General features: G+C 66.7%; 23 protein-coding genes. 11 read left to right on the forward strand and 12 right to left on the reverse strand.

Going from position 1 to position 25079, the window contains the following annotated elements:
* Positions 1-11: 11 nt before the first annotated feature.
* On the forward strand, positions 12-1316 hold the full coding sequence (locus ACSYG9_RS17015; RefSeq protein ID WP_454839264.1) for an L-lactate MFS transporter: 1305 nt from the start codon (positions 12-14) through the stop codon (positions 1314-1316).
* 15 nt (positions 1317-1331) lie between these two features.
* Here the strand turns inward: ACSYG9_RS17015 and ACSYG9_RS17020 are convergent, their stop codons facing one another.
* Positions 1332-2246 (reverse strand): mechanosensitive ion channel domain-containing protein, encoded by a 915-nt coding sequence (locus tag ACSYG9_RS17020; RefSeq protein ID WP_440123651.1) that lies wholly within the window; start codon positions 2244-2246, stop codon positions 1332-1334.
* A gap of 64 nt (positions 2247-2310) precedes the next feature.
* Positions 2311-2976: a PAQR family membrane homeostasis protein TrhA gene (gene trhA / locus ACSYG9_RS17025; RefSeq protein WP_454839266.1), complete on the reverse strand. Its 666-nt coding sequence runs from the start codon at positions 2974-2976 to the stop codon at positions 2311-2313.
* Positions 2977-3133: 157 nt separating this feature from the next.
* On the opposite strand from trhA, the gene ACSYG9_RS17030 reads away from it, so the two are divergent.
* Complete coding sequence (locus ACSYG9_RS17030) at positions 3134-3901, forward strand: isoprenyl transferase (RefSeq protein ID WP_440123653.1); 768 nt, start codon at positions 3134-3136, stop codon at positions 3899-3901.
* A 57-nt stretch (positions 3902-3958) separates the two neighbouring features.
* Here the strand turns inward: ACSYG9_RS17030 and coaA are convergent, their stop codons facing one another.
* Positions 3959-4891 carry a type I pantothenate kinase gene (gene coaA / locus ACSYG9_RS17035; protein ID WP_440123654.1) on the reverse strand — a complete coding sequence of 311 codons (933 nt, stop codon included), beginning with the start codon at positions 4889-4891 and terminating at the stop codon, positions 3959-3961.
* Between the two features lie 175 nt (positions 4892-5066).
* Here coaA and ACSYG9_RS17040 point away from each other — a divergent pair, with 175 nt between their 5' ends.
* The 4 genes from ACSYG9_RS17040 (at position 5067) to ACSYG9_RS17055 (ending at position 10141) form a co-directional block, all read left to right on the forward strand.
* On the forward strand, positions 5067-6266 hold the full coding sequence (locus ACSYG9_RS17040) for a DUF885 domain-containing protein (RefSeq protein WP_454839267.1): 1200 nt from the start codon (positions 5067-5069) through the stop codon (positions 6264-6266).
* Between the two features lie 94 nt (positions 6267-6360).
* Complete coding sequence (gene glyA, locus ACSYG9_RS17045) at positions 6361-7656, forward strand: serine hydroxymethyltransferase (RefSeq protein WP_440123656.1); 1296 nt, start codon at positions 6361-6363, stop codon at positions 7654-7656.
* A gap of 223 nt (positions 7657-7879) precedes the next feature.
* Positions 7880-8566 carry an isochorismatase family protein gene (locus ACSYG9_RS17050; RefSeq protein ID WP_440123657.1) on the forward strand — a complete coding sequence of 229 codons (687 nt, stop codon included), beginning with the start codon at positions 7880-7882 and terminating at the stop codon, positions 8564-8566.
* Positions 8567-8821: 255 nt separating this feature from the next.
* Positions 8822-10141, forward strand: coding sequence for a PhoH family protein (locus ACSYG9_RS17055; RefSeq protein ID WP_440123658.1), 1320 nt, complete (start codon positions 8822-8824; stop codon positions 10139-10141).
* Positions 10142-10211: 70 nt separating this feature from the next.
* Here ACSYG9_RS17055 and ACSYG9_RS17060 read toward each other — a convergent pair whose 3' ends face one another.
* Together ACSYG9_RS17060 and ACSYG9_RS17065 are read right to left on the reverse strand one after the other, a co-directional pair.
* Positions 10212-10622, reverse strand: a complete 411-nt coding sequence (locus ACSYG9_RS17060; protein WP_440123659.1) for a carboxymuconolactone decarboxylase family protein — start codon at positions 10620-10622, stop codon at positions 10212-10214.
* A gap of 52 nt (positions 10623-10674) precedes the next feature.
* Positions 10675-11109 (reverse strand): limonene-1,2-epoxide hydrolase family protein, encoded by a 435-nt coding sequence (locus ACSYG9_RS17065; protein ID WP_454839269.1) that lies wholly within the window; start codon positions 11107-11109, stop codon positions 10675-10677.
* Positions 11110-11351: 242 nt separating this feature from the next.
* Here ACSYG9_RS17065 and ACSYG9_RS17070 point away from each other — a divergent pair, with 242 nt between their 5' ends.
* Positions 11352-11966, forward strand: a complete 615-nt coding sequence (locus ACSYG9_RS17070; protein WP_440123661.1) for an LGFP repeat-containing protein — start codon at positions 11352-11354, stop codon at positions 11964-11966.
* Between the two features lie 46 nt (positions 11967-12012).
* On the opposite strand, the gene ACSYG9_RS17075 is transcribed toward ACSYG9_RS17070, so the two are convergent.
* Both ACSYG9_RS17075 and glpX read right to left on the reverse strand, forming a co-directional pair.
* Positions 12013-13431 (reverse strand): class II fumarate hydratase, encoded by a 1419-nt coding sequence (locus tag ACSYG9_RS17075; RefSeq protein ID WP_454839271.1) that lies wholly within the window; start codon positions 13429-13431, stop codon positions 12013-12015.
* A gap of 77 nt (positions 13432-13508) precedes the next feature.
* Positions 13509-14546: a class II fructose-bisphosphatase gene (gene glpX, locus ACSYG9_RS17080; RefSeq protein WP_440123663.1), complete on the reverse strand. Its 1038-nt coding sequence runs from the start codon at positions 14544-14546 to the stop codon at positions 13509-13511.
* A 189-nt stretch (positions 14547-14735) separates the two neighbouring features.
* Between glpX and ACSYG9_RS17085 the strand changes: the two genes are divergently transcribed.
* Complete coding sequence (locus tag ACSYG9_RS17085; RefSeq protein ID WP_440123664.1) at positions 14736-15305, forward strand: DUF4245 domain-containing protein; 570 nt, start codon at positions 14736-14738, stop codon at positions 15303-15305.
* A 4-nt stretch (positions 15306-15309) separates the two neighbouring features.
* On the opposite strand, the gene ACSYG9_RS17090 is transcribed toward ACSYG9_RS17085, so the two are convergent.
* Genes ACSYG9_RS17090 through ACSYG9_RS17100 form a run of 3 tightly spaced genes read right to left on the reverse strand, consistent with a single transcriptional unit; the run spans position 15310 to position 17632 of the window.
* A complete protein-coding gene (locus ACSYG9_RS17090) occupies positions 15310-15549 on the reverse strand; it encodes an exodeoxyribonuclease VII small subunit (protein WP_440123665.1) in 240 nt (79 codons plus the stop codon).
* Positions 15550-15560: 11 nt separating this feature from the next.
* Complete coding sequence (gene xseA, locus ACSYG9_RS17095; RefSeq protein ID WP_454839274.1) at positions 15561-16808, reverse strand: exodeoxyribonuclease VII large subunit; 1248 nt, start codon at positions 16806-16808, stop codon at positions 15561-15563.
* Positions 16805-17632, reverse strand: coding sequence for a lipid droplet-associated protein (locus tag ACSYG9_RS17100; RefSeq protein WP_454839275.1), 828 nt, complete (start codon positions 17630-17632; stop codon positions 16805-16807). The genes xseA and ACSYG9_RS17100 overlap by 4 nt, the downstream gene beginning before the upstream one ends.
* A 78-nt stretch (positions 17633-17710) precedes the next feature.
* On the opposite strand from ACSYG9_RS17100, the gene ACSYG9_RS17105 reads away from it, so the two are divergent.
* Positions 17711-18709, forward strand: a complete 999-nt coding sequence (locus tag ACSYG9_RS17105) for a 4-hydroxy-3-methylbut-2-enyl diphosphate reductase (RefSeq protein ID WP_440123668.1) — start codon at positions 17711-17713, stop codon at positions 18707-18709.
* 16 nt (positions 18710-18725) lie between these two features.
* Here the strand turns inward: ACSYG9_RS17105 and ACSYG9_RS17110 are convergent, their stop codons facing one another.
* Positions 18726-19643, reverse strand: coding sequence for a DUF6542 domain-containing protein (locus ACSYG9_RS17110; protein WP_454839276.1), 918 nt, complete (start codon positions 19641-19643; stop codon positions 18726-18728).
* 24 nt (positions 19644-19667) lie between these two features.
* Positions 19668-20831, reverse strand: a complete 1164-nt coding sequence (locus tag ACSYG9_RS17115; RefSeq protein WP_440123670.1) for a DNA recombination protein RmuC — start codon at positions 20829-20831, stop codon at positions 19668-19670.
* 78 nt (positions 20832-20909) lie between these two features.
* Between ACSYG9_RS17115 and ACSYG9_RS17120 the strand changes: the two genes are divergently transcribed.
* Entirely contained in the window at positions 20910-22103 is a 1194-nt protein-coding gene (locus ACSYG9_RS17120; protein WP_454839278.1) for an exonuclease SbcCD subunit D, read from the forward strand.
* Positions 22100-25078, forward strand: a complete 2979-nt coding sequence (locus ACSYG9_RS17125) for an AAA family ATPase (RefSeq protein ID WP_454839280.1) — start codon at positions 22100-22102, stop codon at positions 25076-25078. The genes ACSYG9_RS17120 and ACSYG9_RS17125 overlap by 4 nt, the downstream gene beginning before the upstream one ends.
* Position 25079: the final 1 nt, after the last annotated feature.

A 25079-nucleotide genomic window follows, 5' to 3' on the forward strand; every position in this document is an offset into this window, starting at 1 on the left:
AGGAGAACGGCATGGACTCCGAGAAGGCCACCGACGAGCAACTCGGCACCGGTGCACGGGAGGGGCAGCGTCCGGGGAGCTTCCGCTGGGTGTTGGTGGCAGGCGGATTGCTGCTGCAGTTCTCGATCGGGGCGGTCTATGCGTGGTCGGTCTTCGGCGGGGCGCTAGAGAGCGCAGAGTCCTGGCAGCTCAGCACGGTCCGGGCTTCACTTCCGTTCACCGTCACGATCGGCATGATCTTCATCGGCACTTACGCCGGGGGCAGACTGCAGGATCTCAGGGGCCCGCGCATCGTCGCGTTGATCGGCGGTGTCATCTATGCCGTCGGCATTCTGCTCGCCTCGCTGACCAACGGTGCCGAGGACTACTGGTTGCTCATTCTCGGATACGGCATCATCAGCGGCTTCGGGTTGGGTTTCGCCTACATCGTCCCGATCGCCATGCTGCAGAAGTGGTTCCCCGACAAGACCGGTCTCATCACCGGTCTGGCCGTTGGCGGTTTCGGATTCGGCGCGGTGCTCACCTCGCCGGCCGCGCAGTGGCTCATCAACCGGAACCCGGAGGACCCCACGAGCGCATTTCTTCCGTTGGGCATCGTCTACCTCGTGATGTCACTGGCGGGCGCAGCGCTGTTCCGCAACCCGCCCGAGGGCTACACCGTGCCGGGCTTCGAACCTGTCCATCGAGGCGACGACCATGCAGCCGCCGGTAAGGAATACACCCAGGGCGAGGCGTTGCACACGCCGCAGTGGTACCTACTCACCGCGATTCTCACCCTCAGTGTGGCAGCCGGCATCTCCTTGATCTCGCAGGCCAAACCGAGCGCCACCGACATCGCCGGGTTCAGCGTCACCGGTGCGGCGACGTTGGTGGGTGTGCTGGCGATCTTCAACGGTGCCGGCCGGATCGTGTGGGCGGCGATCTCCGACTACACCGGTCGGATGAAGACGTTCACTGCCATCCTCGTGCTGCAAGGCGTGTGCCTGATCGTGCTGCCGCACGCCGACAACGCCGTGGTGTTCTCGATCCTGGCTGCGATCGTCTACCTGTGCTACGGCGGCGCATTCGGTACGATGCCTGCCACCGCAGGCGATTTCTTCGGAGTCCGCAACGCCGGCGCCATCTACGGGCTGATGCTCATCGGCTGGAGCCTCGGGGGCATCATCGGCCCGATCGTCGCCTCCACGCTGATCGGCGAGGAGAAGGCCTACACCCTCGCCTACACCACCATCGGCATCATCGCCCTGGTCTCGGTGCTGCTGACGGTCGTCACCAAGGTGCCCGCAGCCCGGCGGTCGGATGATGCCGATGTATAGGCGAGTCGGCCCCGGCTACGTCGCGACCGGCGCGAGCATCAGCGACGGCGACTCGATTCCGTTCGAATCGAACGACTCGAGTACCGCGCCGGTCAGGGCGCGGCGGACCGCCCACTGCTTGCCGGCTCGCACCCGCACGGTCATGCGGAGGGTGACCGCGCCCGCGGTGACCGAGTTCACGCCGAGCAGTTCAGGTTTCTCCAGAACGTAGGGTGCGATGTCGTCGCGGTCGGCCGTTTCGATCACCGCACGGAACGCGACCTGTTGCGCGCGGTCGACGTTCGCCGTGGGGGCGATCGGCACATCGACGACCGCGACCGCGTGACCCTGGCTCATGTTGCCGACCCGCAGAATCTCCCCGTTGCGGCAGTACCACAGTGTCCCGTCGATGTCGCGGATCGTCGTCACGCGGAGCCCGACGGATTCGACCGTGCCGATGGCATCTCCCACATCGACCACATCACCCACGCCGTATTGGTCCTCGAGCAGCATGAACATGCCGGAGATGAAATCCCGGACCAGGTTCTGGGCGCCGAAACCGAGCGCGACACCGGCGATACCGGCCGAGGCGATGAACGGTGCGACGTTGAAGCCGAGCTTGTCGAGGGTCTGCAACACCACCCAGGCCAGCACGATGATGGACACGCCGGATTTGAAAACGGACCCGATGGTCTGGGCGCGCTGAGCGCGTCGCTCGCGTGCGGCCGGATCGCCTAGGGTCTTGCCCGTGCGACCCTGCAGGGGACGCAGGATCGACCGCTTGGGCGGCCGGTCGGGATCGCGGGGCAGCGTCATGCGGTCGATCAGTTTGTGCAGCACATATCTGAGCACCACTGCCACGACGAGGTAGCTGACGATCGCGAGCGGCTTGTGGATCAGCCACTCGCGATTCGTTTCGGTCAATTCGAAGGCGAGAAGCGAGATAGACATTGCCCGCGAGGTTACCGAACCGTGACCATTGGTGCGGCAGGTGTGACGAGTCCGATCGAACGATTCAGGCGAACACGACGAGCCAGACCGCAACTGCGTGACACACCGCCGCGATGACGGTGGCAGCGTGGAAGAACTCATGGTGCCCGAACGTCGAGGGCCACGGGTCGGGCCATTTCGTCGCGTACAGAATCGCTCCGCCGCTGTAGAACAGTCCGCCCACGACGAGCAGGACCATCGGGGCGACGCCCGCTTCGGATACGAGGTCGCCGGCGACGGGAACGATCGCCCATCCGAGCAGCAGGTAGAGGGGCACGCCCACCCATCGCGGTGCGGTCGGCCACAGCATCTTCAGTGCGACGCCACCGGCTGCCCCCGCCCATACGATCGCCAAAAGTGTCCGTCCGGTCTCGGGTGGCAATGCGAGCGTCGCGAACGGGGTGTAGCTGCCTGCGATGAAGATGAAGATCATCGAATGATCGGCTCGCTTCATCCACATTCTGTGCCGGAGGTTGCTCCAGTGCACGCGGTGATAGAGGGCACTGATTCCGAAGAGGCCGCACACCGTGATGCTGTAGATGACGGTCGGCCACGTCGCGGCGGGGTGCGTCATCGCGGCGGCGCTCACCAGGATGATGCCCGCGATCACCGCGGTCCCGAATGCCCACAGGTGAATCCACCCGCGCATGCGAGGTTTGACGGGCAGCTCGTCGATCCCGAAGACCGTCATCTGAGTGGATCCTTCCCGACCGATCAGTAACCTACGGTTGCGTAGGTTCGGTGGATGTCACGCTACCGGGGCGGGGGCGGAGTGCGCGAGTGTCGTTGCCCACCGTCGCAACCGCGACAACTCGTGGGCGTAATGTGACTCACGTGGTGATGACGCGGTGAGGCTCAGCGGCGTGCTGTACGGGCTCTACGAACGGCGATTGCTCAGGGAGCTCGAAGGGGCTCGCCAACCGCGACACGTTGCGGTGATGTGCGACGGGAACCGCCGATGGGCACGAGAGAACGGGTTCACGGACGTCGCGCACGGTCACCGCATGGGCGCCCGCAAGATCGCCGAATTGCTGAGCTGGTGCGACGCCGCGGGTATCGAGACCGCAACGATCTATCTGCTGTCCACCGAGAATCTCGGCCGTGACCCCGAGGAACTCGACGCACTCCTCGAGATCATCGCCGACGTCGTCGAGGAGATCTCGGCGCCGGATCAGAACTGGAGCGTCAAGATCGTCGGCACTCCCGAACTGCTTCCGGACGATCACGCGACTCGGTTGCGTGAAGCCGCGGCCGGGACCGCGGGTCGTACCGGCACGCACGTCAACGTTGCCGTCGGATACGGCGGTCGGCAGGAGATCGTCGACGCGGTGCAGGCGCTGTTGCGCAAGAAGCAGGCCGAGGGGCTCTCGGGCGACGAGTTGATCGACGCGATCACCGTCGAAGGCGTCGACAGCCACCTCTACACCTCCGGGCAGCCCGATCCGGATCTCGTGATCCGCACCTCCGGTGAGCAGCGCCTCTCGGGTTTCCTGCTGTGGCAGAGCGCGTACTCGGAGATCTGGTTCACCGAGGCGTACTGGCCCGAGTTCCGGCGAGTCGACTTCCTTCGTGCCCTCCGCGACTTCGCGGCCCGGCATCGCCGTTTCGGAGTCTGAAGAGGTCGGTCGGATTGTGCACGACCGGGTCGGTCAGATCTTGCACGACCGGGTCGGTCAGATCTTACGCAGCCGCAGCCTGTTGATGGAGTGGTTGGCGTCCTTGCGGAGTACGAGCGTCGCGCGCGGCCGGGTCGGCAGGATGTTCTCCACCAGGTTCGGCAGGTTGATCGAGTGCCAGAGCTCTTTCGCGGCGCTCATCGCATCACGATCGGACAGTCCCGCGTAGTGGTGGAAATGCGCGTCGGGGTTCGAGAACGACGTCTTTCGCAGGGCGAGAAACCTGTCTACGTACCACTTCTCGATGTCCTCGATGCGAGCGTCGACGTAGATGGAGAAATCGAACAGGTCGGACACCATGAGGCGGGGTCCGGTCTGCAGGACGTTGAGGCCCTCGATGATGAGGATGTCCGGCTGCCGGACCACATGGTACTGGCCGGGGACGACGTCGTACGAGATGTGCGAATAGAGCGGGGCTGCAACCTCTTCGGCACCCGATTTGACCTCGGTGACGAAGCGCAGAAGCTTGCGCCGGTCGTAGCTTTCCGGGAAGCCCTTCCGATGCATGATGTTCCGGCGGATCAGTTCCTTCGACGGATACAGGAAACCGTCGGTGGTCACCAGGTCGACGCGGGGATGATGCTCCCATCGCGCCAGTAGTGCTTGAAGCACGCGCGCGGTGGTGGATTTGCCCACGGCAACCGAGCCCGCGACACCGATCACGAACGGCACCTGGCGGTCGGGATGCTTCTCCCCGAGGAAGGTTGCGGTAGCTGCGAACAGACGTTGTCGCGCTGCGACCTGGAGATGGATCAGGCGAGCGAGAGGCAGGTACACCTCGGCCACCTCGGCGAGGTCGATCTGCTCACCGAGTCCGCGTAGCCCTACGAGTTCGTCCTCGGTGAGCACGAGCGGTGTGGACTTACGCAGCGTTCGCCACTGCTTGCGGTCGAACTCGACGTACGGGCTGGGTTCGCTCAAACGCGCCATCGGTACGTCCCTCCGATGACGCACATCCGGTTGATGCGGCCCCTGCGTGGGTCGTGGCGCTGCGTGTCCATGCAGGGGATTGTGCTCGCTGACACAGGATGATGCGTCGCCGGGGTCCCCGCACGTGGCGGAACCGCGCGTCGTCCCGTCGGGGGAGCGACTAGTGTTGCCGGGTATGGGATCGGACGCATTCGTACGGGAATACCTGCTGCTGGGGCTGGCTTTCGACCGTCTCGAAGAGGGGTTCGTCGACGCCTACACCGGCGACCCGGAGTTGCGGCACCGAACGGAGAACGCGCCCCCGGCGGCGCCTCGTGATCTATCACACATCGCGCAACGGCTCCGCCGCGAGCTTCCGGCTGCGGGACTCTCGGACGAGCGGACCCGGTTTCTCGACGCCCACCTGCGGGCACTGGACTGCTCCGCCCGCAAGTTCGCAGGCGACGACATCGGATTCGTCGACGAGGTCGCAGCCTATTTCGACGTGTACATCGAGCCCGGAAACGAAGACGACTACCGCGACGCGCATCGACGCCTCGACGCGCTGCTGCCCATTCGGAGTAGTGGGGCGTCGCTGGCCGAACGGCTGCAGGCTCATCGCAAGACCGAGGTGATTCCCGCCGACCGGCTGGCCGAATGCGTCGAGGCATTTTCGAGTGCGCTGCGCGACAGAGTCCGCGCGGTCTACCCGCTGCCCGAGACCGAGCACGTCGAATACGAGGTGGTCGGCGACAAGCCGTGGTCCGGGTTCAACTACTACCTCGGCGACTATCGGTCGCGGGTCGCGATCAACTCCGACCTCGAGCAGCAGATGTCGAATCTGCCGCGGCTGATCGCGCACGAGGCCTATCCCGGCCATCACACCGAACACTGCAGGAAGGAAGCGGGCCTCGTCGCGGGCGGGCAAGGTGAACAGACGTTGTTCCTCGTCAATACCCCGCAGTGCCTCATGGCCGAGGGGCTCGCCGACCTCGCGCTGGAGGCGATCGTCGGGCCGGGTTGGGGGCTCTGGGCGCAGGAGATCTACGCGGATCTCGGACTCCGATTCGACGGGGAACTCGCAGAGCAGCTGGGGCAGGCGTCCGCCGGGTTGCTTTCGGTGCGTCAGGATGCCGCGCTGTTGCTGCACGACCGCGGGCGCAGTCACGACGATGTCGCCGAGTTCCTGCAGCGCTGGTCGCTGTCGAGTCAGGAACGCGCGCGGCAATCCCTGCGGTTCCTGTCGTCGCCGCTGTGGCGCGCCTACATCAGTACCTACGTAGAGGGCTACCGACTGCTCGGCGGCTGGCTCGCTCAGGTTCCGGTCGGCGACGCGCGTTCCGAACGCTTCCTGCGCCTGCTCGACGAGCCGCTCGTGCCGAGTTCGCTGCGGTGACCTCGGTCACCTACGGGGACCGGGTTCCTCGAATGGAGGCGCGGTTCGTAGACTGGACGCCGTATCCTGCCGTCCTCAGCTTGGAGAATCCTCGATGACAACTGTGCCCGGCACTGACGTCAACACCGCTTCGCTCGCCGATCTCGACCCGGAGGTCGCGCAGGCGATGGCCGGTGAGTTGTCTCGTCAGCGCGACACCCTCGAGATGATCGCGTCGGAGAACTTCGTGCCGCGTGCGGTCCTGCAGGCCCAGGGCAGCGTCCTGACCAACAAGTACGCCGAGGGCTACCCCGGTCGCCGCTACTACGGTGGCTGCGAGCACGTCGATGTCATCGAGGACCTCGCCCGCAACCGCGCGAAGGAACTGTTCGGCGCCGAGTTCGCAAACGTTCAGCCGCACTCGGGCGCGCAGGCCAACGCGGCTGTGCTGATGGCGCTCATGACGCCGGGGGAGAAGCTCCTCGGTCTCGATCTCGCGCACGGCGGTCATCTCACGCACGGCATGAAGCTCAACTTCTCCGGCAAGTTGTACGACGTGGCGTCCTACGGGGTCAGCAAGGACGATCACCGCATCGACATGGACGAGGTCCGCGACATCGCGCTTCGGGAGAAGCCGAAGGTCATCGTCGCGGGCTGGTCGGCGTACCCGCGGCACGAGGATTTCGCGGCGTTCCGCGCGATCGCCGATGAGGTCGGGGCCTACCTGTGGGTCGACATGGCTCACTTCGCAGGTCTGGTTGCTGCGGGTCTGCACCCGTCGCCCGTGCCGTATGCCGACGTCGTGTCGACCACGGTGCACAAGACCCTGGGTGGCCCCCGTTCCGGTCTGATCCTGGCCAAGAAGGAGTGGGCCAAGAAGCTCAACTCGGCGGTCTTCCCCGGCCAGCAGGGCGGTCCGCTCATGCACGCGATCGCCGCGAAGGCCGTCGCGCTGAAGATCGCCGCGGGCGAGGAGTTCAAGGACCGCCAGCAGCGCACGCTGTCGGGTGCCCGCATCCTCGCCGAGCGGCTGTCGCAGGCCGATGTGGCCGACAAGGGCATCTCGGTCCTGACCGGCGGCACCGACGTCCACCTGGTTCTCGTCGACCTGCGCAACTCGCAGCTCGACGGACAGCAGGGTGAGGACGCGCTGCACGAGGTCGGCATCACCGTCAACCGCAATGCGGTGCCGTTCGATCCGCGCCCGCCGATGACCACCTCCGGCCTGCGCATCGGTACCCCGGCGCTCGCAACCCGCGGCTTCGGCGACGAGCAGTTCACCGAGGTCGCCGACATCATCGCGCAGACGCTCATCGGTGGCGCCGATCTCGACGCGCTGCGCGCCCGGGTGAGCAAGCTGGCGCAGGACATCCCGCTCTACCAGGGACTGGAGGACTGGCCCCTGATCTGAGTCGTCCAGGCCGGGGTTCCGGTCTCGACCTGTGCTTGTCGTGAGCCCGGTCCGCACCTGTATGGGTGCGGACCGGGCTCACGTCGTATGTCGTTCGGCTCGTGCGTGTCCGACACCCATCTCGGAGCGGTCATTAGGGTAGCCTATGCTCCGTTGGGGCCGTGTTCATGGCCGCAATGTTCGCGACAACTTTTGTGCCCTGAGACCAGAAGGACTATGCCGCATGGCCATTCCCGCCATTTCCCCGTACTCGATGCCCACCCGCGACGAGCTCCCGGACGCCAGAGTGGAGTGGGCGCTCGACGCCTCGCGTTCCGTCCTGCTGATCCACGACATGCAGAAGTACTTCATCGACGCCTACCGGCCGGACGCCGAGCCGCTGTCCGTCGTGGTTCCCAACATCGTTCGTATCCGCGAGGCCTGCAAGGCTGCGGGAGTGCCCGTGGTCTACACGATGCAGCCGGGCGATCAGCACCCGTCCCGCCGAGGCATCCTCGCCGACTTCTGGGGCACCGGCCTGACCGCAGGCCGCGACACCGAGGTGATCGATGAGCTGACCCCGGACACCTCCGACATCCAGGTCACCAAGTGGCGGTACTCCGCTTTCCAGCGCACCGATTTTCGGCAGCTGCTCGCGCACTACGGCCGTGACCAGCTGATCGTCACCGGGGTCTACGCGCACATGGGTTGCATGCTCAGTGCCGCCGATGCCTTCATGAGCGACGTTGCTCCGTTCATGGTGGTCGACGGCACCGCCGACTTCTCGCGCGACGAGCACGTGATGGCTCTCGAATACGTTGCCAAGCGGGTCGGCAGGGTCGAAACGACCGACGCGATCATCGGCGCGCTCGAAGCGACGGCCCACCGCAACGTGCCTCACGACGGGCAGTTGGCCGCGACGCTCTCGTGATGCCGCGCAGACGGACAACTGCGGTTCATCCGAACTTCACCGACACGCCTTGCCGGTACCCAGCGAACCGGTCGTATCGGGGTTAGCGTCGAGGGTGTAGGCGGCGCAGTGCCGGCTACGCGGGAGGTCCCTGATCGTGCGGCAGAACAGTCCGAGCGAGGGGCCGGCACCCGGCCCTCGTGTCCGTGAGGACCACCAGGGAACGACCGGCCACCGAACAATCTGCGCGGTGCCGCGCAGGTCGAGGAGCCTCACGTGAACGCAACACGCTCCGTTCCAGCCGTACGCACCTACGTGCTGGATACTTCCGTCCTGCTCTCCGATCCGTGGGCGGTCACGAGATTCGCCGAACACGAGGTCGTACTGCCCCTGGTGGTGATCGGCGAGCTCGAAGGCAAGCGCCACCACCACGAACTCGGGTGGTTTGCGCGGGAGTCACTGCGGTTGCTCGACGACCTGCGGCAGCGCCACGGTCGCCTCGACCGCCCCATCCCGGTCGGCGAGTCCGGTGGAATGCTGCACGTGGAGCTCAACCACACCGATCAGATGGTCCTGCCCTCCGGTTTCCGCACCGATTCGAACGACTCGAGAATTCTCGCGTGCGCAATGAATCTGGCGGCGGAGGGTCGCGATGTGGTGCTCGTCAGCAAGGACACACCGCTGCGGGTCAAGGCGGGTGCGGTCGGCCTGACCGCGGACGAATACCACGCACAGGACGTGGTCACCTCCGGCTGGAGCGGCATGTCCGAACTCGAAGTGGACAAGGCGCTGATCGACGAGTTGTTCGCGGCGGGCGTCGTCGATCTCGAAGCGGCCCGGGATCTTCCGTGTCACACCGGTATCCGTCTTCTCGGCGGATCCTCGAGCGCACTCGGCCGCGTCACCGCGGACAAGCAGGTGCAGCTGGTCCGCGGTGACCGCGAGGCATTCGGTCTGCACGGCCGCTCGGCCGAGCAGCGCGTCGCACTCGATCTGCTGCTCGACGAATCCGTCGGCATCGTGTCACTCGGGGGTAAGGCGGGAACCGGCAAGTCGGCACTTGCGCTGACAGCGGGCCTCGAGGCGGTGCTCGAGAAGCGGTCCCACCGCAAGGTCGTCGTGTTCCGGCCTCTCTACGCCGTCGGCGGTCAGGAACTGGGCTATCTCCCCGGGACCGAGGCCGAGAAGATGAACCCCTGGGGACAGGCAGTGTTCGACACCCTCGAGGGGCTCGCGAGCCCGCAGGTGATGGAGGAGGTCATCGCGAGAGGGATGCTGGAAGTGTTGCCGCTCACCCATATTCGCGGGCGGTCGCTGCACGACTCGTTCGTGATCGTCGACGAGGCGCAGTCTCTCGAACGCAATGTGCTGCTGACGGTGCTGTCGCGGCTCGGTACCGGGTCGCGGGTGGTGCTCACCCACGATGTCGCGCAGCGCGACAACCTCCGTGTCGGGCGGTACGACGGTGTGGCAGCGGTGATCGAGAAGCTCAAGGGTCACCCACTGTTCGCGCACATCACGCTGACGCGCAGCGAGCGTTCGCCGATCGCGGCGCTCGTGACCGAGATGCTCGAGGAGTTCGCGCCGGGCGCTTGATGTGTCGGCCGAACGTCACCTTCAGTACGCTGAGATAGCCGAAGGTGACGTTCGGCCATGTGCGAGTGCGCTATTCGGAGTCGGGGAGGGCGCCGAGTTCGGTCTCGAGTACTTCCTGAACGACACGCATCGCGGCGAGTGCCGCGGGGGCGCCACAGTAGGCGCTGCAATGGATCACGGATTCGACGATCTCGGTGCGGGTCAAGCCGTTGCGCAGTGCGCCTCGTACGTGACCGCGCAGCTCGTTCTCGGCGCGCAGCGCGATGAGCATGCCGAGATTGAGCAGGCTTCGGCTACGGCGGTCGAGGCCGGGCCTCGACCACACTGCACCCCAGGCATGTTCGGTGACGAACTCCTGGATTTCCTCGGAATCGGTGCCTCGCGCGCGGTCGAAGGCTCGCTCGACGAAGTCGTCTCCCATGACTTCGCGCCGGATCTCGAGTCCCGCTTCGAACCCAGGACTGTACTCGGCGTCGGACATGTCAATGCTCCCTGTTCGATGGCCACCGAACCGTTCGGTCGCCGCAGAGAGTTTACGGCCGGCGGACCGCGGCCCGGACGAGACCGAGCGCGGTCGCACCGAGGAATCCGAGAACATCGAAATGGTCGCGCCAGACAACGATGCGTCCGTCGCGTAGTTCGAACGTGCCGCACACCGGGAAGACGATCTCGATGCGGCCGAAGCGGAGCACGTCGGTGCGTTCGGTGAGCACGACCTCGGCGCTTTCGGCGGCGATATGGTGTACCACCACATCGAAACCGAGCGATTGCTTCTCGAGGCCCGCCAGCACGGAGCCGATCCTCCGAGCGCCACGCAGGGTGGGCAGCGAGGTGTTGTGCCACGACATGTCGTCATCCATGTGGCGGGTGGCGTCGCGTGGCCGGCTTTCGGAAAGGGCCTCGAGGAACTCCCTGACCACCGTGATGGCGGTGTCGGGTGTGGTCGGTGTCGTGGCGATGGCATTCATGTGCTCCCCCTTTTGTCGATTGCGGGGATGGTACGGCGTCGTTCCCGGCGTGTCGACGAGAACGACCTTCTCGGAATCGAATCGATCTGCAGGGACGCCATGAATCGGTTCACTTCGAAGAAAGTGGACTTATCCAGGTCGAATGGCTACGAACACCGGTTCCGCGCGGTTACGTTCGGGGCGTCCGCTTGTCCTATCCCGTGCGTGACCACCGGTGCGGGAAGTCCGACAGGAGAAGATCCATGAACCGAATCAACCGTCGAATGGCAACTACAGTGGCTGCGCTCGCTGCCGTCGGCCTGGTCGCCTCGGCCTGCGGCGACGACACCAGTGCAGAAGATGTTGTCGGTAGCGCTACGAGCGCCGTCGAGTCCGCAGCCGAAAGTGTGGCGTCCGAGGTGCAGGGCTCTGATGAAACCACCGGCGCTGAGGAGACCACCGGCGACGAAGGAACCGAGGGTGCGGAAGAGACCGGCACCGAGCCTGCTGACGAGCAGACCAGCGCGGTACCCGGACCGGACGGCGAATCGGTCGAGCTGAGCGGTCAGATCCTCGCCAAATACAACGAGGTCGGCGGTGAGTCCAGTCCGCTCGGCATGGCAACCGGAAACCAGGAGGACGTCGGCGACGGCAACATCGCCGAATTCGACGGAGGCATCATCGCGTGGAGCCCGGACACCGACGCCCACATCGTGTGGGGCGAGATCCGCGTGGCGTGGGAGGCGGAAGACGGGGCAGGCGGCGAACTAGGTTTCCCGGTCAGCGATGAGCATCCTATCGACGGGGGTCTGCAGAGCGACTTCGAGAACGGCCATATCACCTACATCGACGGCCAGACCGAGGTGGTGATGGACTGACGCCATCCCCGGCCCCGGAGCATGGGGCCGGGGTCGGGGTCGGGCATCACCGTTCGGGTTCGACCTTCGCCATCGCGAGAACATCGAGGCGACGGTCGAGCTCGTCCTCACTGAGTTGCTCGCCGATGAGTCCGCGGTCGATCACCGTCTGCCGGATGGTCTTGCGCTCCTTCAAGGCTTCCTTGGCGACTGCGGCAGCCTCCTCGTAGCCGATCGCCGAGTTCAACGGGGTCACGATCGACGGCGACGACTCGGCGAGGGTGCGCAGATGCTCGACATTCGCGACCAGGCCCGCGATGCACCGGTCCGAGAAAAGCCGCGAGACGTTGGCGAGCAGCCGAATCGACTCCAGCACGTTCCGCGCCATCATCGGGATGTAGACGTTGAGTTCGAATGCACCCGCTGCGCCTCCCCATGCGACCGCGGCGTCGTTACCGACGACCTGTGCCGCGACCTGCGTAACCGCTTCGGGCAGAACAGGGTTGACCTTCCCCGGCATGATGGAGCTTCCGGGCTGCAGATCGGGTAGCTGGATCTCGGCAAGCCCCGTCAACGGACCCGACCCCATCCAGCGAACATCGTTCGCGATCTTGGTCAGCGACACCGCGATCGTGCGCAACGCTCCGGATACCTCGACGAGACCATCCCGCGCGGCCTGCGCTTCGAACCGGTTCCGGGCGGGTGTCAGCGCATCGACACCGGTGGCCTCGACGAGTTCGGCGACCACCCGCGGCCCGAAGTCGTCCGGGGCGTTGAGTCCGGTACCGACGGCGGTCCCGCCGATGGGCAGTTCGCCGAGGCGCGGCAATGTGGCCTGCACCCGCTCGATCCCCGCTTCGATCTGGCGTGCGTATCCACCGAATTCCTGACCGAGAGTGACGGGTACGGCGTCCATCAGGTGCGTACGGCCGGATTTGACGACAGTGCGCCACTCGGTGGCCTTGTCGCTGAGCGCGCTCTGCAATTGCCCCAGTGCCGGAACGAGATCGGCGACGGCCGCTTCGGAGGCGGCGACATGTGTTGCGGTGGGGAATGTGTCGTTCGACGACTGCGACATGTTGACGTGGTCGTTCGGGTGAACGGTGACGCCGGCCTGCGCGGCGATCGACGCAATGACTTCATTGGTGTTCATGTTCGAGCTTGTGCCCGAACCGGTTTGGAACACGTCGATCGGAAACTGGTCGTCGTGCTTGCCGTCGGCGATCTCGCGGGCAGCGGCGATGATCGCATCCGCCTTCTCGGCGTCGAGAAGGCCGAGATCCTTGTTGACCTGTGCACATGCGGCTTTGAGAAGTCCGAGAGCGCGGATCTGCGCGCGGTCGAGGCCGCGTCCGGAGATCGGGAAATTCTCTACGGCGCGCTGGGTCTGTGCGCGCCAGAGGGCGTCGACCGGGACCCGGACCTCGCCCATGGTGTCGTGCTCGATGCGGTACTGAGGGGAAGACTGCTCGGAAGTGTCGGTCATGCCGTCCACGGTAGGCCCGCCGAGCACATCTGTGGGGTGCAAGAAAACGTTCCTGCACCCCACAGAGGCCTGTCAGGTCACGGCAGCGGCGGCGCGGCGCCGTCGACGCCCTGGAAATCGATCGACGAGAACTCGCCGAGCTTCTTGAGGCGGTGATAGGCCTCGACCATGCGGACGGTGCCGGACTTGCTGCGCATCACGATCGACTGCGTTTCGGCTCCACCCGGGGTGTACCGGACACCGCGCAGCAATTCGCCGTCGGTGACACCGGTCGCGCAGAAGAAGATGTTCTCGCCGGTCACCAGGTCGGTCGTGGTCAGCACGCGGTCGAGGTCGTGTCCTGCGTCGATGGCCTTCTGGCGCTCGTCGTCGTCCTTCGGGGCGAGCCGGCCCTGCAGCGCGCCACCCATGCACCGCATGGCGGCCGCAGCGATGATGCCCTCGGGGGTGCCACCGATACCGAGCAGCATGTCGACACCCGAGCCGGGCCGTGCCGCGGCGATGGCGCCGGCAACGTCGCCGTCGGAGATCAATCGGATGCGGGCCCCCGCCTCGCGCACCTCGCCGATGATGCCTGCGTGACGCTCGCGATCGAGGATCGTGACCGTCAGGTCCGGGATCGCAATGCTCTTGGCCTTCGCCACGCGGCGGATGTTCTCCGCGACGGGGACGGTGATATCGATGACATCCGCTGCCTCGGGACCGACCGCGATCTTCTCCATGTAGAACACGGCCGACGGGTCGAACATGGCGCCGCGTTCAGCGACTGCGAGGACTGCGATCGCGCCGGGCGCGCCCTTCGACATGAGCGTGGTGCCGTCGATCGGATCCACAGCGACATCGCACAGCGGTCCGTCGCCGTTGCCGACTTCCTCGCCGTTGTAGAGCATGGGCGCTTCATCCTTCTCGCCCTCACCGATCACGACGACGCCCTGCATCGACACCGAACTCACCATGTGGCGCATGGCATCGACGGCGGCTCCATCGCCGCCCTCCTTGTCGCCGCGTCCGACCCAGCGGCCTGCTGCCATCGCTGCGGCCTCGGTGACGCGCACCAGTTCGAGCGCGAGGTTGCGGTCGGGAGCTTCGCGGCGCTGTGGGGTGCTGGCCGTCATGGGCTACTGCCTCCTGATGAAAGTCGGTCGACGCTCGAGTGGCGCCGGCGCAGATGTGGCCGCCGGGATCGGGGCCGCACGAGCGGATGGGTGTATCGCGTGGTCATTGTCTCATCACCCGGGCCTTGATGACGTGTCGGACCCAGGGCGGGCGCACCGCACCTCGGCGTGGGCTGTCAGACTGGTTACGTGGCTCCCAAGAAACCTCGCATCCTGAACGACACCCGCGATATGGCCTGGTCGCTGATTCCGCTGGTTGTCGCAATGCTGGTCATTGCCGGAGTCGCGAGCCAGTGCTCCTTCAGCCCCGGGGGGCCGACTGCGGGTCCGGTACCGACCTTCGATCTCGATGCAGGCCTGAAGTACGACGCGAAGGAACTCGGCTTCCCGATCCGGCACCCCGAAGTTCCGGAGGGCTGGCAGTCCAACTCGGGGAGTCGCAGCATCATCTCCGGAAGCGAAGGCGGCGATTCGAGCACCGTGGGGTTCGTCACCGCCGGAGGACGCTACGTGCGCTTCACGCAGTCCGACGCGGGCGAGGACGAACTCGTCCGGTTCGTGGCAGGCGAATCGCGTCGCGTCACCGGCGCGCAGCAGATCGGTACCCGGGACTGGACCGTCTACGGGGGCGAAGGCGTCGAAGCGCTGTGGGTATCGGACTTCGGCGACGTCCGCATCCTGGTCGGTGGTTCGGGCACCGACGAAGAGTTCACCGAACTCGCCACCGCGGTCGGAGTTGCCGAGCCGCTGGAGCCCTGACCGGTTAGTCTTCGTCGCTGTCGTCGTACTCGTCGTCGGCGTGCGCGAGGGCGTTCTCGACCCGCTGACGTGCGCCGGCAAGATGTTGCTCGCACCGCTTGGCCAGTGCCTCACCCCGCTCCCACAATGCGAGTGAATCGTCCAGATCCAGCCCGCCCTGCTCGAGCATCTTGACGACGTTCGCGAGCTCATCGCGCGCGCGTTCGTAGCCGAGTTCGGCAACGTCGGAATTCGTGTCGCTCACAGCGTGATCCTTCACTTCTCTCGTCCCATGACGACGGCTCGCACCGCACCGTCACCCACTCGCACTCGCAGCTGTGTGCCCGGCGGGGCATCGTCCACCGACCGCACCACCTCGGGATCGCCGTCGGCCACGACCCGCTGAACCACGGCGTAGCCGCGAGCGAGTGTTGCCGCAGGTCCGAGTGTGGACAGGCGTGCACGCAGATGCTCGACGGTCGTTGCCTCGGCCGCGATCGTCCGCGAAATGTCGCGGCGCGCGGCCACCCGGAGTCGTTCGATCTCGTCGGTACGCCGATCGAGTGCGGCGGCCGGATCGGCCAACACGGGCCGGTCGCGCAGCTGTGCGATCACGTGTTCTTCCCGTCGCACCCAGTTCCTCAGGGCACCGGCAGCTCGTGACCGGAGTTCGTCGACGAGATCCTGTTCGGCGACGGCGTCCGGCACGACACACTTCGCAGCGTCGGTGGGTGTCGCGGCCCGGAGGTCCGCGACGTAATCGGACAGTGGGGTGTCCGGTTCGTGCCCGATCGCACTGACGACGGGCGTCGTGCACGCGACGATTGCGCGGCACAGAGCTTCGTCGGAGAACGGCAGCAGATCTTCGGGGCTACCACCGCCGCGCGCGAGGATGATCACATCCACGTCGGGATCCTTGTCCAGCGCGGCGAGCGCTTCGAGGATCTGCGGCACCGCGGTCGGCCCCTGCACCGGGGTGTTGCGCACGTCGAACTGCACGGCGGGCCACCGTCGCTCCGCGACCGACAACACGTCGCGTTCGGCGGCGCTGGCCCGGCCGGTGATCAGTCCGACGCGCCGGGGCAGGAACGGCAACGGGCGCTTGAGCCGCTGATCGAAAAGACCTTCCGCGGCGAGAAGTTTGCGTAGTCGCTCGAGGCGTGCGAGAAGTTCGCCGATTCCGACGGGGCGGATCTCGGTGATCCGCAACGCCAGGCTGCCGCGACCCGGCCAGAACGTGATCTTGCCGAACACCACGACGCTGGCGCCCTCGGTGAGCGGCACCTCGGATGCGCGAAGCAGCTGCGGGTCGCAGGTGAGCTGCAACGACATGTCCACCGACGGGTCGCGCAGGGTCAAGAACGCAGTCCGGGTCCCCGGCCGGGCGTTGATCTGGGTGAGCTGCCCCTCCACCCATACGGTGCCGAGTTTGTCGATCCAACCGGAGATCTTCTGTGACACGGTGCGCACCGGCCACGGGTTCTCCGCCGAGTTGGTGCGACCACCGGTCTGACCTGTGCTCACTTGCGTTCGGCGCTGGAGATCCGGTTGGACAGCATCGTGACGAACGGAGCGCGCCCGGCGTTCGCGTTCTCGTAGGCGAGGAGCGCGGTGAGGTCCTCGACCGACAACGTGCGGAGACGAGCACGCAGCTGCGCGAGGGTCAACGTGCCGTAGTCGAGGTACTCGGCGATCTCGGCCGGCTGCGTCGGCTTGGCCGCCGAGGCGGGTGCCGACTTCGACGCGGACTTCGCGGCCGCCGACTTCTTCGCCGGTGAGGTTTTCGTCACAGCCGCCTTCGCGGCGGAGGGGCGCGGGGCCGAGGCCTTCTTCGCAGGGGCCTTCTTGGCGGCCGCCTTCTTCGCAGGCGCTTTCTTCGCCCCGGCAGCAGCGGGAGCCTTCGACTCGGCGGTGGACGAAGCGGATGGTGCGGGGGTGGTGGCGGGCGCCTCCGTCGAGGCGGGGGCCGCGGCAGGCCTGCCCGCAGCCTCACCCGGCGGCACCGAGTACAGCGCGAAGCGGCCGGACGCCGACGCCCCCGGTGCGGCCGGGGCCGCGGTATCGACCGGCCTTGCGGGCTCCTCTGTGCTGGTGAGAGGCTCTTTGTCCTCGTCGAACACTGCCCACTCGGGTTCCTCGGAAGGCGACGACGCGAACACCTCGAAAAGCTGATCGCCCTTGATCGCCAGGCCGGTCATCACTTGCTGCATCCGCATCGCGGTCTGCAGGATCTGACTTACCGTGGTCATCGGGAGCGCAACTGCAGTACTCGGAAGTCGGAGAGTTTCTTCGTACGCGGTGACGGCCACGCCGGCGGCCACCCGTGCCATGAACGGTGGACGGATCATTCCCTCACCCTGCCTCACGATCGGTGTCTTTGGTAGCCGAGCGGGTCGGTGTGACCGCTCGGCCCGTACTCTGGAGACATGTCTGCGCCTGTCCCGCTCGAAGTAGGAATCACACGGTCACCCGGCACATCGGCGCCGGGGAAGCGCGTCCTTCTCGCCGAGCCGAGAGGATACTGCGCCGGTGTGGACCGTGCAGTGGAGACCGTCGAGAAGTCTCTCGAGAAGCACGGTGCTCCGATCTACGTCCGTAAAGAGATTGTGCACAATCGGCACGTCGTGGAGACCCTTGCCGAGCAAGGTGTCGTGTTCGTCGACGAGACCGACGAGGTCCCTGAGGGGTCGGTCCTCGTGTTCTCGGCGCACGGCGTCTCGCCCGCGGTGCACGAGGCCGCGGCCGTCCGCAACCTCCACACGATCGACGCGACCTGCCCGCTGGTGACGAAGGTGCACCAGGAAGCGAAGCGTTTCGCCCGCGACGATTTCGACATCCTGCTCATCGGCCACGAAGGCCACGAGGAGGTCGAAGGTACTGCAGGAGAGGCCCCCGACCACGTTCAGCTCGTCGACGGCCCCGACGCGGTCGATGCCGTGACGGTACGAGACCCGTCGAAGGTGATCTGGCTTTCGCAGACCACCCTGAGTGTCGACGAGACGATGACCACCGTGCAGCGGTTGCGCGAGAAGTTCCCGCAGTTGCAGGATCCGCCGAGCGACGACATCTGCTATGCCACGCAGAATCGTCAGGTCGCGGTCAAGGCAATGGCACCCGAATGCGACCTGGTGATAGTGGTCGGCTCTCGGAACTCCTCGAACTCGGTCCGCCTGGTGGAGGTCGCGCTCGGTGCGGGCGCGAAGGCCGCGCACCTGGTGGACTACGCCCGCGAGGTCGACCCCGCATGGCTCGACGGCGTCGAGACGATCGGTATCACCTCGGGTGCATCCGTGCCGGAGATCCTCGTGCGTGGCGTGATCGATCTACTGGACGAGCACGGATTCCACAGTGTGCAGTCGGTGACCACCGCCAACGAGACCCTCGTGTTCGCGCTGCCGCGCGAGCTGCGGGACGCCCGCCGCTGAGCGGACATCGCGCAACTCAGTCGTCGACGCGATCCCGGTAGCGCACCACCGGTGGCCGGTACCCGGGGACCTGCCTCGGAGCACCGGCCATGGGTGTGGGCTGTGGTGTGCGGAGGGAGGCTTCCTCAGGTCGGGGTCGTCGCCGTTGAGGGGCGTCGCGCCTCGGATCGATATCGCCACGGCGCGGCGCAGGTGTTGCGCGCGCCACCGGGTCGCTGGCCGGGGGCGGGGTGCTTCGCCGTCGCGGTGCTGCCGCACGGCTGCGTGAATCGGCGACGTCGCGGACCGAGGCCTTCGCCCTCGGCGGTTCTGCCTGCTCCGCGCGTGCCGAGGGGCCGCGCACTGCGGAGGTGCGCGGCGAGGAAGCCTTGCGAGGAGCCTCGGCCGGATTCGGTTCCTCCGGTACGGGACGCTTCGCGGTACTGCGTCGGCGTGCGGTTGCGGCACTGCGCGCAGGCGCCGCTCGACGGGACCGCGGGGCGCGCGCGCGAACACCGACGTTCTGCTTGGCGAGGAAGATCCGTGCAGCACCGATCACCAACACCGCCACGGTCGCCAGCAACATAGCCGGGAACCGATTGACCAGTGGATATGCGACATTCAAGGCCAATTCCTTGAGTCCGCTCGTGCTGCCCGAAGCCAGGATTTCCTGACCGATCGGCACAGCCAGCAGCAGCAACAACGGCGGCTGGGCCATCGCGGTGAACAATCCGCGATAGCGGACCGCGGCAACGGCCGCGATGCATCCGAGGACATAGAAGACAGTGAATGTGGACGTCAGCTGGTCGCCGCCGGTCGCATCGATCAGCAGCCCGACAAGGGTGACACCGACAGCGATGAGTGGTGCACCCCACCAGGGGACACCGGGAAGCGACGGGACCAACGACCGCATATCGAGCGGCACTGCCGAGCGAGCGCGTTGGGATGCAGACACAAGGTAAACAGTAACCCGACAGAATCAGCTTGCTTCGTCGACAGGACCGTCGGATTCCGCAGTTTCTGTGAGTGTGCTGCGTCGCGGCCACGAGTCGACGCGCCGGATCTCGGGAACGTCGCCATCGAAAAGTTCCAGCTCATTGAGCTTTCGGGCGGTGACTCCCACCCGTGCCTCCATCGACGACACCGTGAGGTTGAACGAATCGACTGCTTTGCCCAATTGCCCGCCGAGCCGATCGAGGTGATCGCCCACCGTGCCGAGGCGCTGATACAGCTCTCTACCCAGCCTGTGGATGGTCGCGGCGTCCCGCGACAGGGCCTCTTGTCGCCATGTGAAGGCGATCGTGCGCAGCAGAGCGACGAGCGTGGTCGGGGTGGCGAGGATCACGTTTCGCGCGAACGCGTACTCGAGCAGATCCGAGTCGGCGCCGAGGGCTGCATCGAGGAACGGGTCGCCCGGTACGAACAGCACCACGAACTCCGGCGTCGGATCGAACGACTCCCAGTACGACTTCGCGGAAAGCTGGTCGATGTGGGTGCGTAACTGGCGTGCGTGCCGGGTCAGATGTCGTTCGCGCTGTGCCGGGTCCTCCTCCTGCGCCGCGTCGAGATAGGCAGCGAACGGTACCTTGGCGTCCACCACGATCTGTTTGCCGCCTGCGAGGTAGACCAACAGGTCGGGGCGTACGCCCTCCTTCGATACCTGCGTGTCGAAGTCGCAGTGCCGCACCATCCCGGCCAGCTCGACGACCCGCTCCAGCTGGATCTCGCCCCACCTGCCGCGTACCTGCGGCGCTCGCAGTGCAGTGACGAGTTGCTGGGTCTGCGTCGACAGCGACTGGGAGGCACGGTGCATCCCTTCCACTTGCTCGGTCAGGCCCGCATACGCGTGGATCCGGCTCCGCTCGACGTTCTCGACCTGTTTGGACAGCGCCCCGACTGCCTCGTGCAGGGGCCCGACCAGCCGCGATACCTGTTCACCGACGGCCCCGGAATGCCGCCGCGCGGCATCCTCGTTCACCGCGCTCAACGATTGCCGCAACTGTGATTCGTTGGCCTCGAGGGCAGCGAGTTTCGCCTCGGCACGCGCTGCGCGGTCGCCGCTGCGCGATGCGTGCAGCAGCCAGCCGAGCACCACCCCGAGGGCGAGTGCGACGACGAGACCCAGAGCTGTGAGAGCTGACATGAGCCGCATGATGCCGCACCGCCGTGACAGTTACCCGGAACCCGAGCGTGTCGGTGTCTTCCTCTACCGTCTGACGACATGCGGATCCTGCACACCTCCGACTGGCACCTCGGTCGCACCTTCCACGGTGTCGACCTGCTCGCCGACCAGGCCGCCGCGCTCACCGCCGTCGCAGAACTCGTCGCGGAGCGTGGGGTGGACGTGGTGGTGGTGCCGGGCGACATCTACGACCGCTCCATCCCCAGTGCCGACGCCGTCGCAGTGTGCAATGCCGGGCTCGAGGCCATTCGTGCCGCCGGTGCAGTGATCGTCGCTACCTCCGGCAACCACGACTCGCCCGTGCGTCTCGGCGCGGGTGCCGCGTTTGCTGCGCACGGAGGACTGCACCTGATCACGCGGGTCTCGCAGGTCGACCGGCCCTTGGTGCTGAACGACGAGCACGGGCCGGTGGCGTTCTACGGCATCCCGTATCTGGAGCCGGAGATCACCCGTGCCGAGCTCGGCGTCCCCGGTGCGCGGTCGCATCAGGAGATCCTCGACGCCGCCATGGCCCGGGTACAGACCGACGCCGCCGAGCGCGGCGTCCGCACCGTGGTGCTGGCGCACGCATTCGTCGTGGGCGGGGAGCCGACGGAGTCGGAGCGGTCGATTTCGGTCGGTGGTGTCGAGACCGTGTCCGCGGTCACTTTCGACGGCGCCGACTATGTTGCGCTCGGGCACCTGCATTCGCCGCAGACGGTGTCCGAACACGTCCGGTATTCGGGGTCGCTGCTGCCCTATTCGTTCGGTGAGCGCTCTCATCGCAAGGCGGTGTGGCTCGTCGACCTCGACGAGAACGGCCTCATCTCCGCCGACCGCGTCGACCTGCCCGTGGTGCGCGAGCTGACCCAGCTCACCGGCGATCTCGACGATCTGCTCGCGGATTCGGCTCACGAGGCCGCGGAGGACCACTATGTCGCTGCTGTCCTGACCGACCGGGCCCGTCCCGTCGACGCGATGCGACGGCTGCAGGAGCGATTCCCGCATGCTGTGCACGTTCAGTGGGAACGCCCCGCGTCGGGATCCGACGGCAGCTACCGGGAGAAGGTCCGAGGCCGCACCGACCTCGAGATCGCCTCGTCGTTCCTCACCGACGTCCGCTCCGAGCCGTCCCCCCGCGAAACGGAATGGTTCGAACAGGCCCTCCGCGACGATGATCGCCGCCGCGGCATCGGCAACGAGTCGCGGGGCGACGACTCCGGTCGCGACCAGCGGGTGGACGTACCGGCATGAGATTGCACTCGATCGAGATCACCGCCTTCGGGCCGTTCGCCGACACCGTCGCCGTCGACTTCGACGATCTCGGCGCCGACGGCTTGTTCCTCCTGCACGGACAGACCGGTGCGGGGAAGACGTCGATCCTCGATGCCGTCGCGTTCGCGCTCTACGGCACGGTGCCCGGCGCCCGCGCCGACGGGCGTAGGTTGCTGTCCGACCACGCGCCCGCGGGTGCCGCACCGAAAGTCTGCCTCGAGGCGACGATCGGCGGTCGGCGACTACGCATCGAGCGCAGTCCCGAATTCGAGCGCCCGAAGAAGCGCGGGGTCGGCACCGTCAAGCAGCAGGCGAAAGCCACCCTGTTGTGGCTCGACGGCACTGGGGAGAACCTGTCGCGCATCCCCGAGATCGGCGACGTGGTCAAGGGGCTGCTCGGGATGAGCGCCGAACAGTTCTTCCAGGTCGTGTTGCTGCCGCAGGGTGAATTCGCGAAATTTCTGCGGGCGCCCAGCGATGAGCGCGGCAAACTTCTCGAGCGACTGTTCGACACCACCAGATTCGGTGACGTCGAGCAATGGTTCCGCGAGCGCCGCGGGTCCGGCGCGAAAGCGCTCGCCGAACAGCAGAAGGCCGTCGACGTACTCGCAGCGAAGGTGGCCGCAGCCGCCGGGATCGAGGCCGGAGCCGACGCCGAACCGGTTGAATGGGCCCGCAGGTTGCTCGCCGATGCAGCCGACGTCCGGGATTCGGCCGAGGTGGTGCACGCCGATGCCCGCGACACCGATCGTGTCAACCGCGCCGCACTCGACCACGCGGTCGCGCTGGCAGACCGAATCCGGCGACGCGGCGAAGCACTCGCGGACCGAGCCCGGCTCGACGTCACCGAGCCGGAGCGCACCGCGATTCTCGCCGAACGTGACGCAGCGCGTCGTGCGCAACTGGTGGCGGTCCTCGATCGTGAAGCCGCGGGCGCTGCCGCTGAATCGGCAGCTGCCCAGGCCGAACTCGACTCCACTGCATCGGTTCTCGCAAGGTCGGTCGAGGGACGCGGCCTACTCGGCGAGGTGCCCGGGCCGCCCGACGAATCAGACCGCGCGCTGATCCGTCCCCGCTGCGAGCAGTGGTCGAGTGAGGTGACCGGACTCGACGCCCTGATCGATCAGCAGCGGCGTCTTTCCGAGATCGTCTCGCGCCGTGAGACTTTGGAGGGAAGACGGCAGACCGCCGCTGCAGAACTCGAAGGGGTTGTTGCGGAACGTGCTGCGCTGCCCATTATGGTGACGGAGGCAGCGGCCGCGGTCGCCGAATCGGAGAAGGCTGCAGCGTCGCTCCCGGGGTTGCGCGATGCCCGCGACCGCGCCGCCGACGCGCTTGCTGCTGCTCGTGAATTGCGCTCGCGCAGCGCAGAACTTCACCAACTCGAGAAGACGGCTGCGCAGCGCCATACGGATCACAATCTGGCGCACGAGGCCCTGCTCGATGTTCGCGCTCGCCGAATCGCCGGTATGGCGGCGGAACTGGCTGCCAGGCTGGTCGACGGCGATCCCTGCGAGGTGTGCGGAGCGGTCGCACATCCGTCGCCGGCACGGCCCGAACCCGACGCCGCGACCGAGGACGACGAAGAGAACGCCCATGCCGCAGAGCGGCGAGCAGCGAAGGCGCTCACCGAGGTGCGTGCGGCGGTCGGAGATGCCGCCAGCGCGGTGGCGATCCTGCGGCAACGCAGCGGCGACTCTTGTGAAGACGAGTCGGCCGCGGCGCACGCCGACGCCGTACGGGCGCACGACACGGCTGAGTCTGCGGCAACGCAGCTGGAGGGTCGTCGCCGCGCGGTGGCCGATCTTCACGAACGCGACCTTGCTCTGCAGGCCCGAGAGCGGGAGGCGGAGACCGTACTGGCAACCATCGCCCGCGACGATGCGGTACTCGCATCGGAGGCCGAGGAGATCGGCTGTCGTATCGCTGCGGCAGTCGACGGCAGTGAATCGTTGTCGGTCAAGCGGGAGCACCTCGCCGCTCTGGTGCGCGCTGCCACCGCGTGGCTCGATGCCAGGCTCAGGGTGGTTCAGGTGCGTTCGGTTGCGCAGCAACGCGCTCGTGAAGCGGAGGCCGCCGCAACCGACGGCGGATTCGCCGACCTGGCGCACGCGCGTGCCGCGCTGCGTCCCGCGTCGAGAATCGCGGAGATCGATTACGAGATCCGCGATGCCGAGAACCGCAAGGCGATCGTCGCCGCCGTGCTCGCCGAACCGGAGATCGATGCTCTCACCGGCAACGAGGTCGCCGATGTCGAGGCAGCGCGCGGGGTGGTCGACTCCGGTGCTGCGGCACTCGAATCCGCGCTCGCTGCCGCGACCGAGGCGCACCGTCGTCACGCCGACATCGCGTCCTACGCGAGCCGTCTAGAGCGGGCCTACGAGGCGCTGGTGCCGCTGCGCGACGAGCAGGCCGAACTCACGGCACTTGCCGACGTCGTCGCCGGTGGAGGGGCGAACACCCGCAGAATGTCGTTGCGTTCCTATGTGCTCGCTGCACGCCTCGAAGAGGTGGCGGAGGCGGCGTCCGAGCGGCTGCGCAGGATGTCCGGTGGCCGCTACGAATTCGTGCACAGTGACGCTGCAGGTAGCCACGGCAAGCGAGGCGGGCTCGGCCTCGACATCCACGACGAATACACGGGTTCGGTGCGGTCCACCAAGACGCTGTCGGGTGGCGAATCGTTCCAGGCATCCCTGGCGCTGGCACTGGGGCTCGCGGATGTCGTCGCAGCCGAGGCCGGCGGAGTGGTGATCGACACCATGTTCATCGACGAGGGTTTCGGCACTCTCGACGCCGACGCACTCGATGCGGTGATGGGGGTCCTCGACGAGCTGCGTGCCGGTGGGCGGGTAGTGGGTGTGGTCAGCCACGTCGACGAACTGCGGCAACGAATTCCGAGCCGCCTGCACGTGTTGCGTGGTCGCACCGGCTCCACCGTGCAGGTGGCGGGTTGAG

Source organism: Rhodococcus sp. SJ-2 (genome assembly GCF_053750035.1).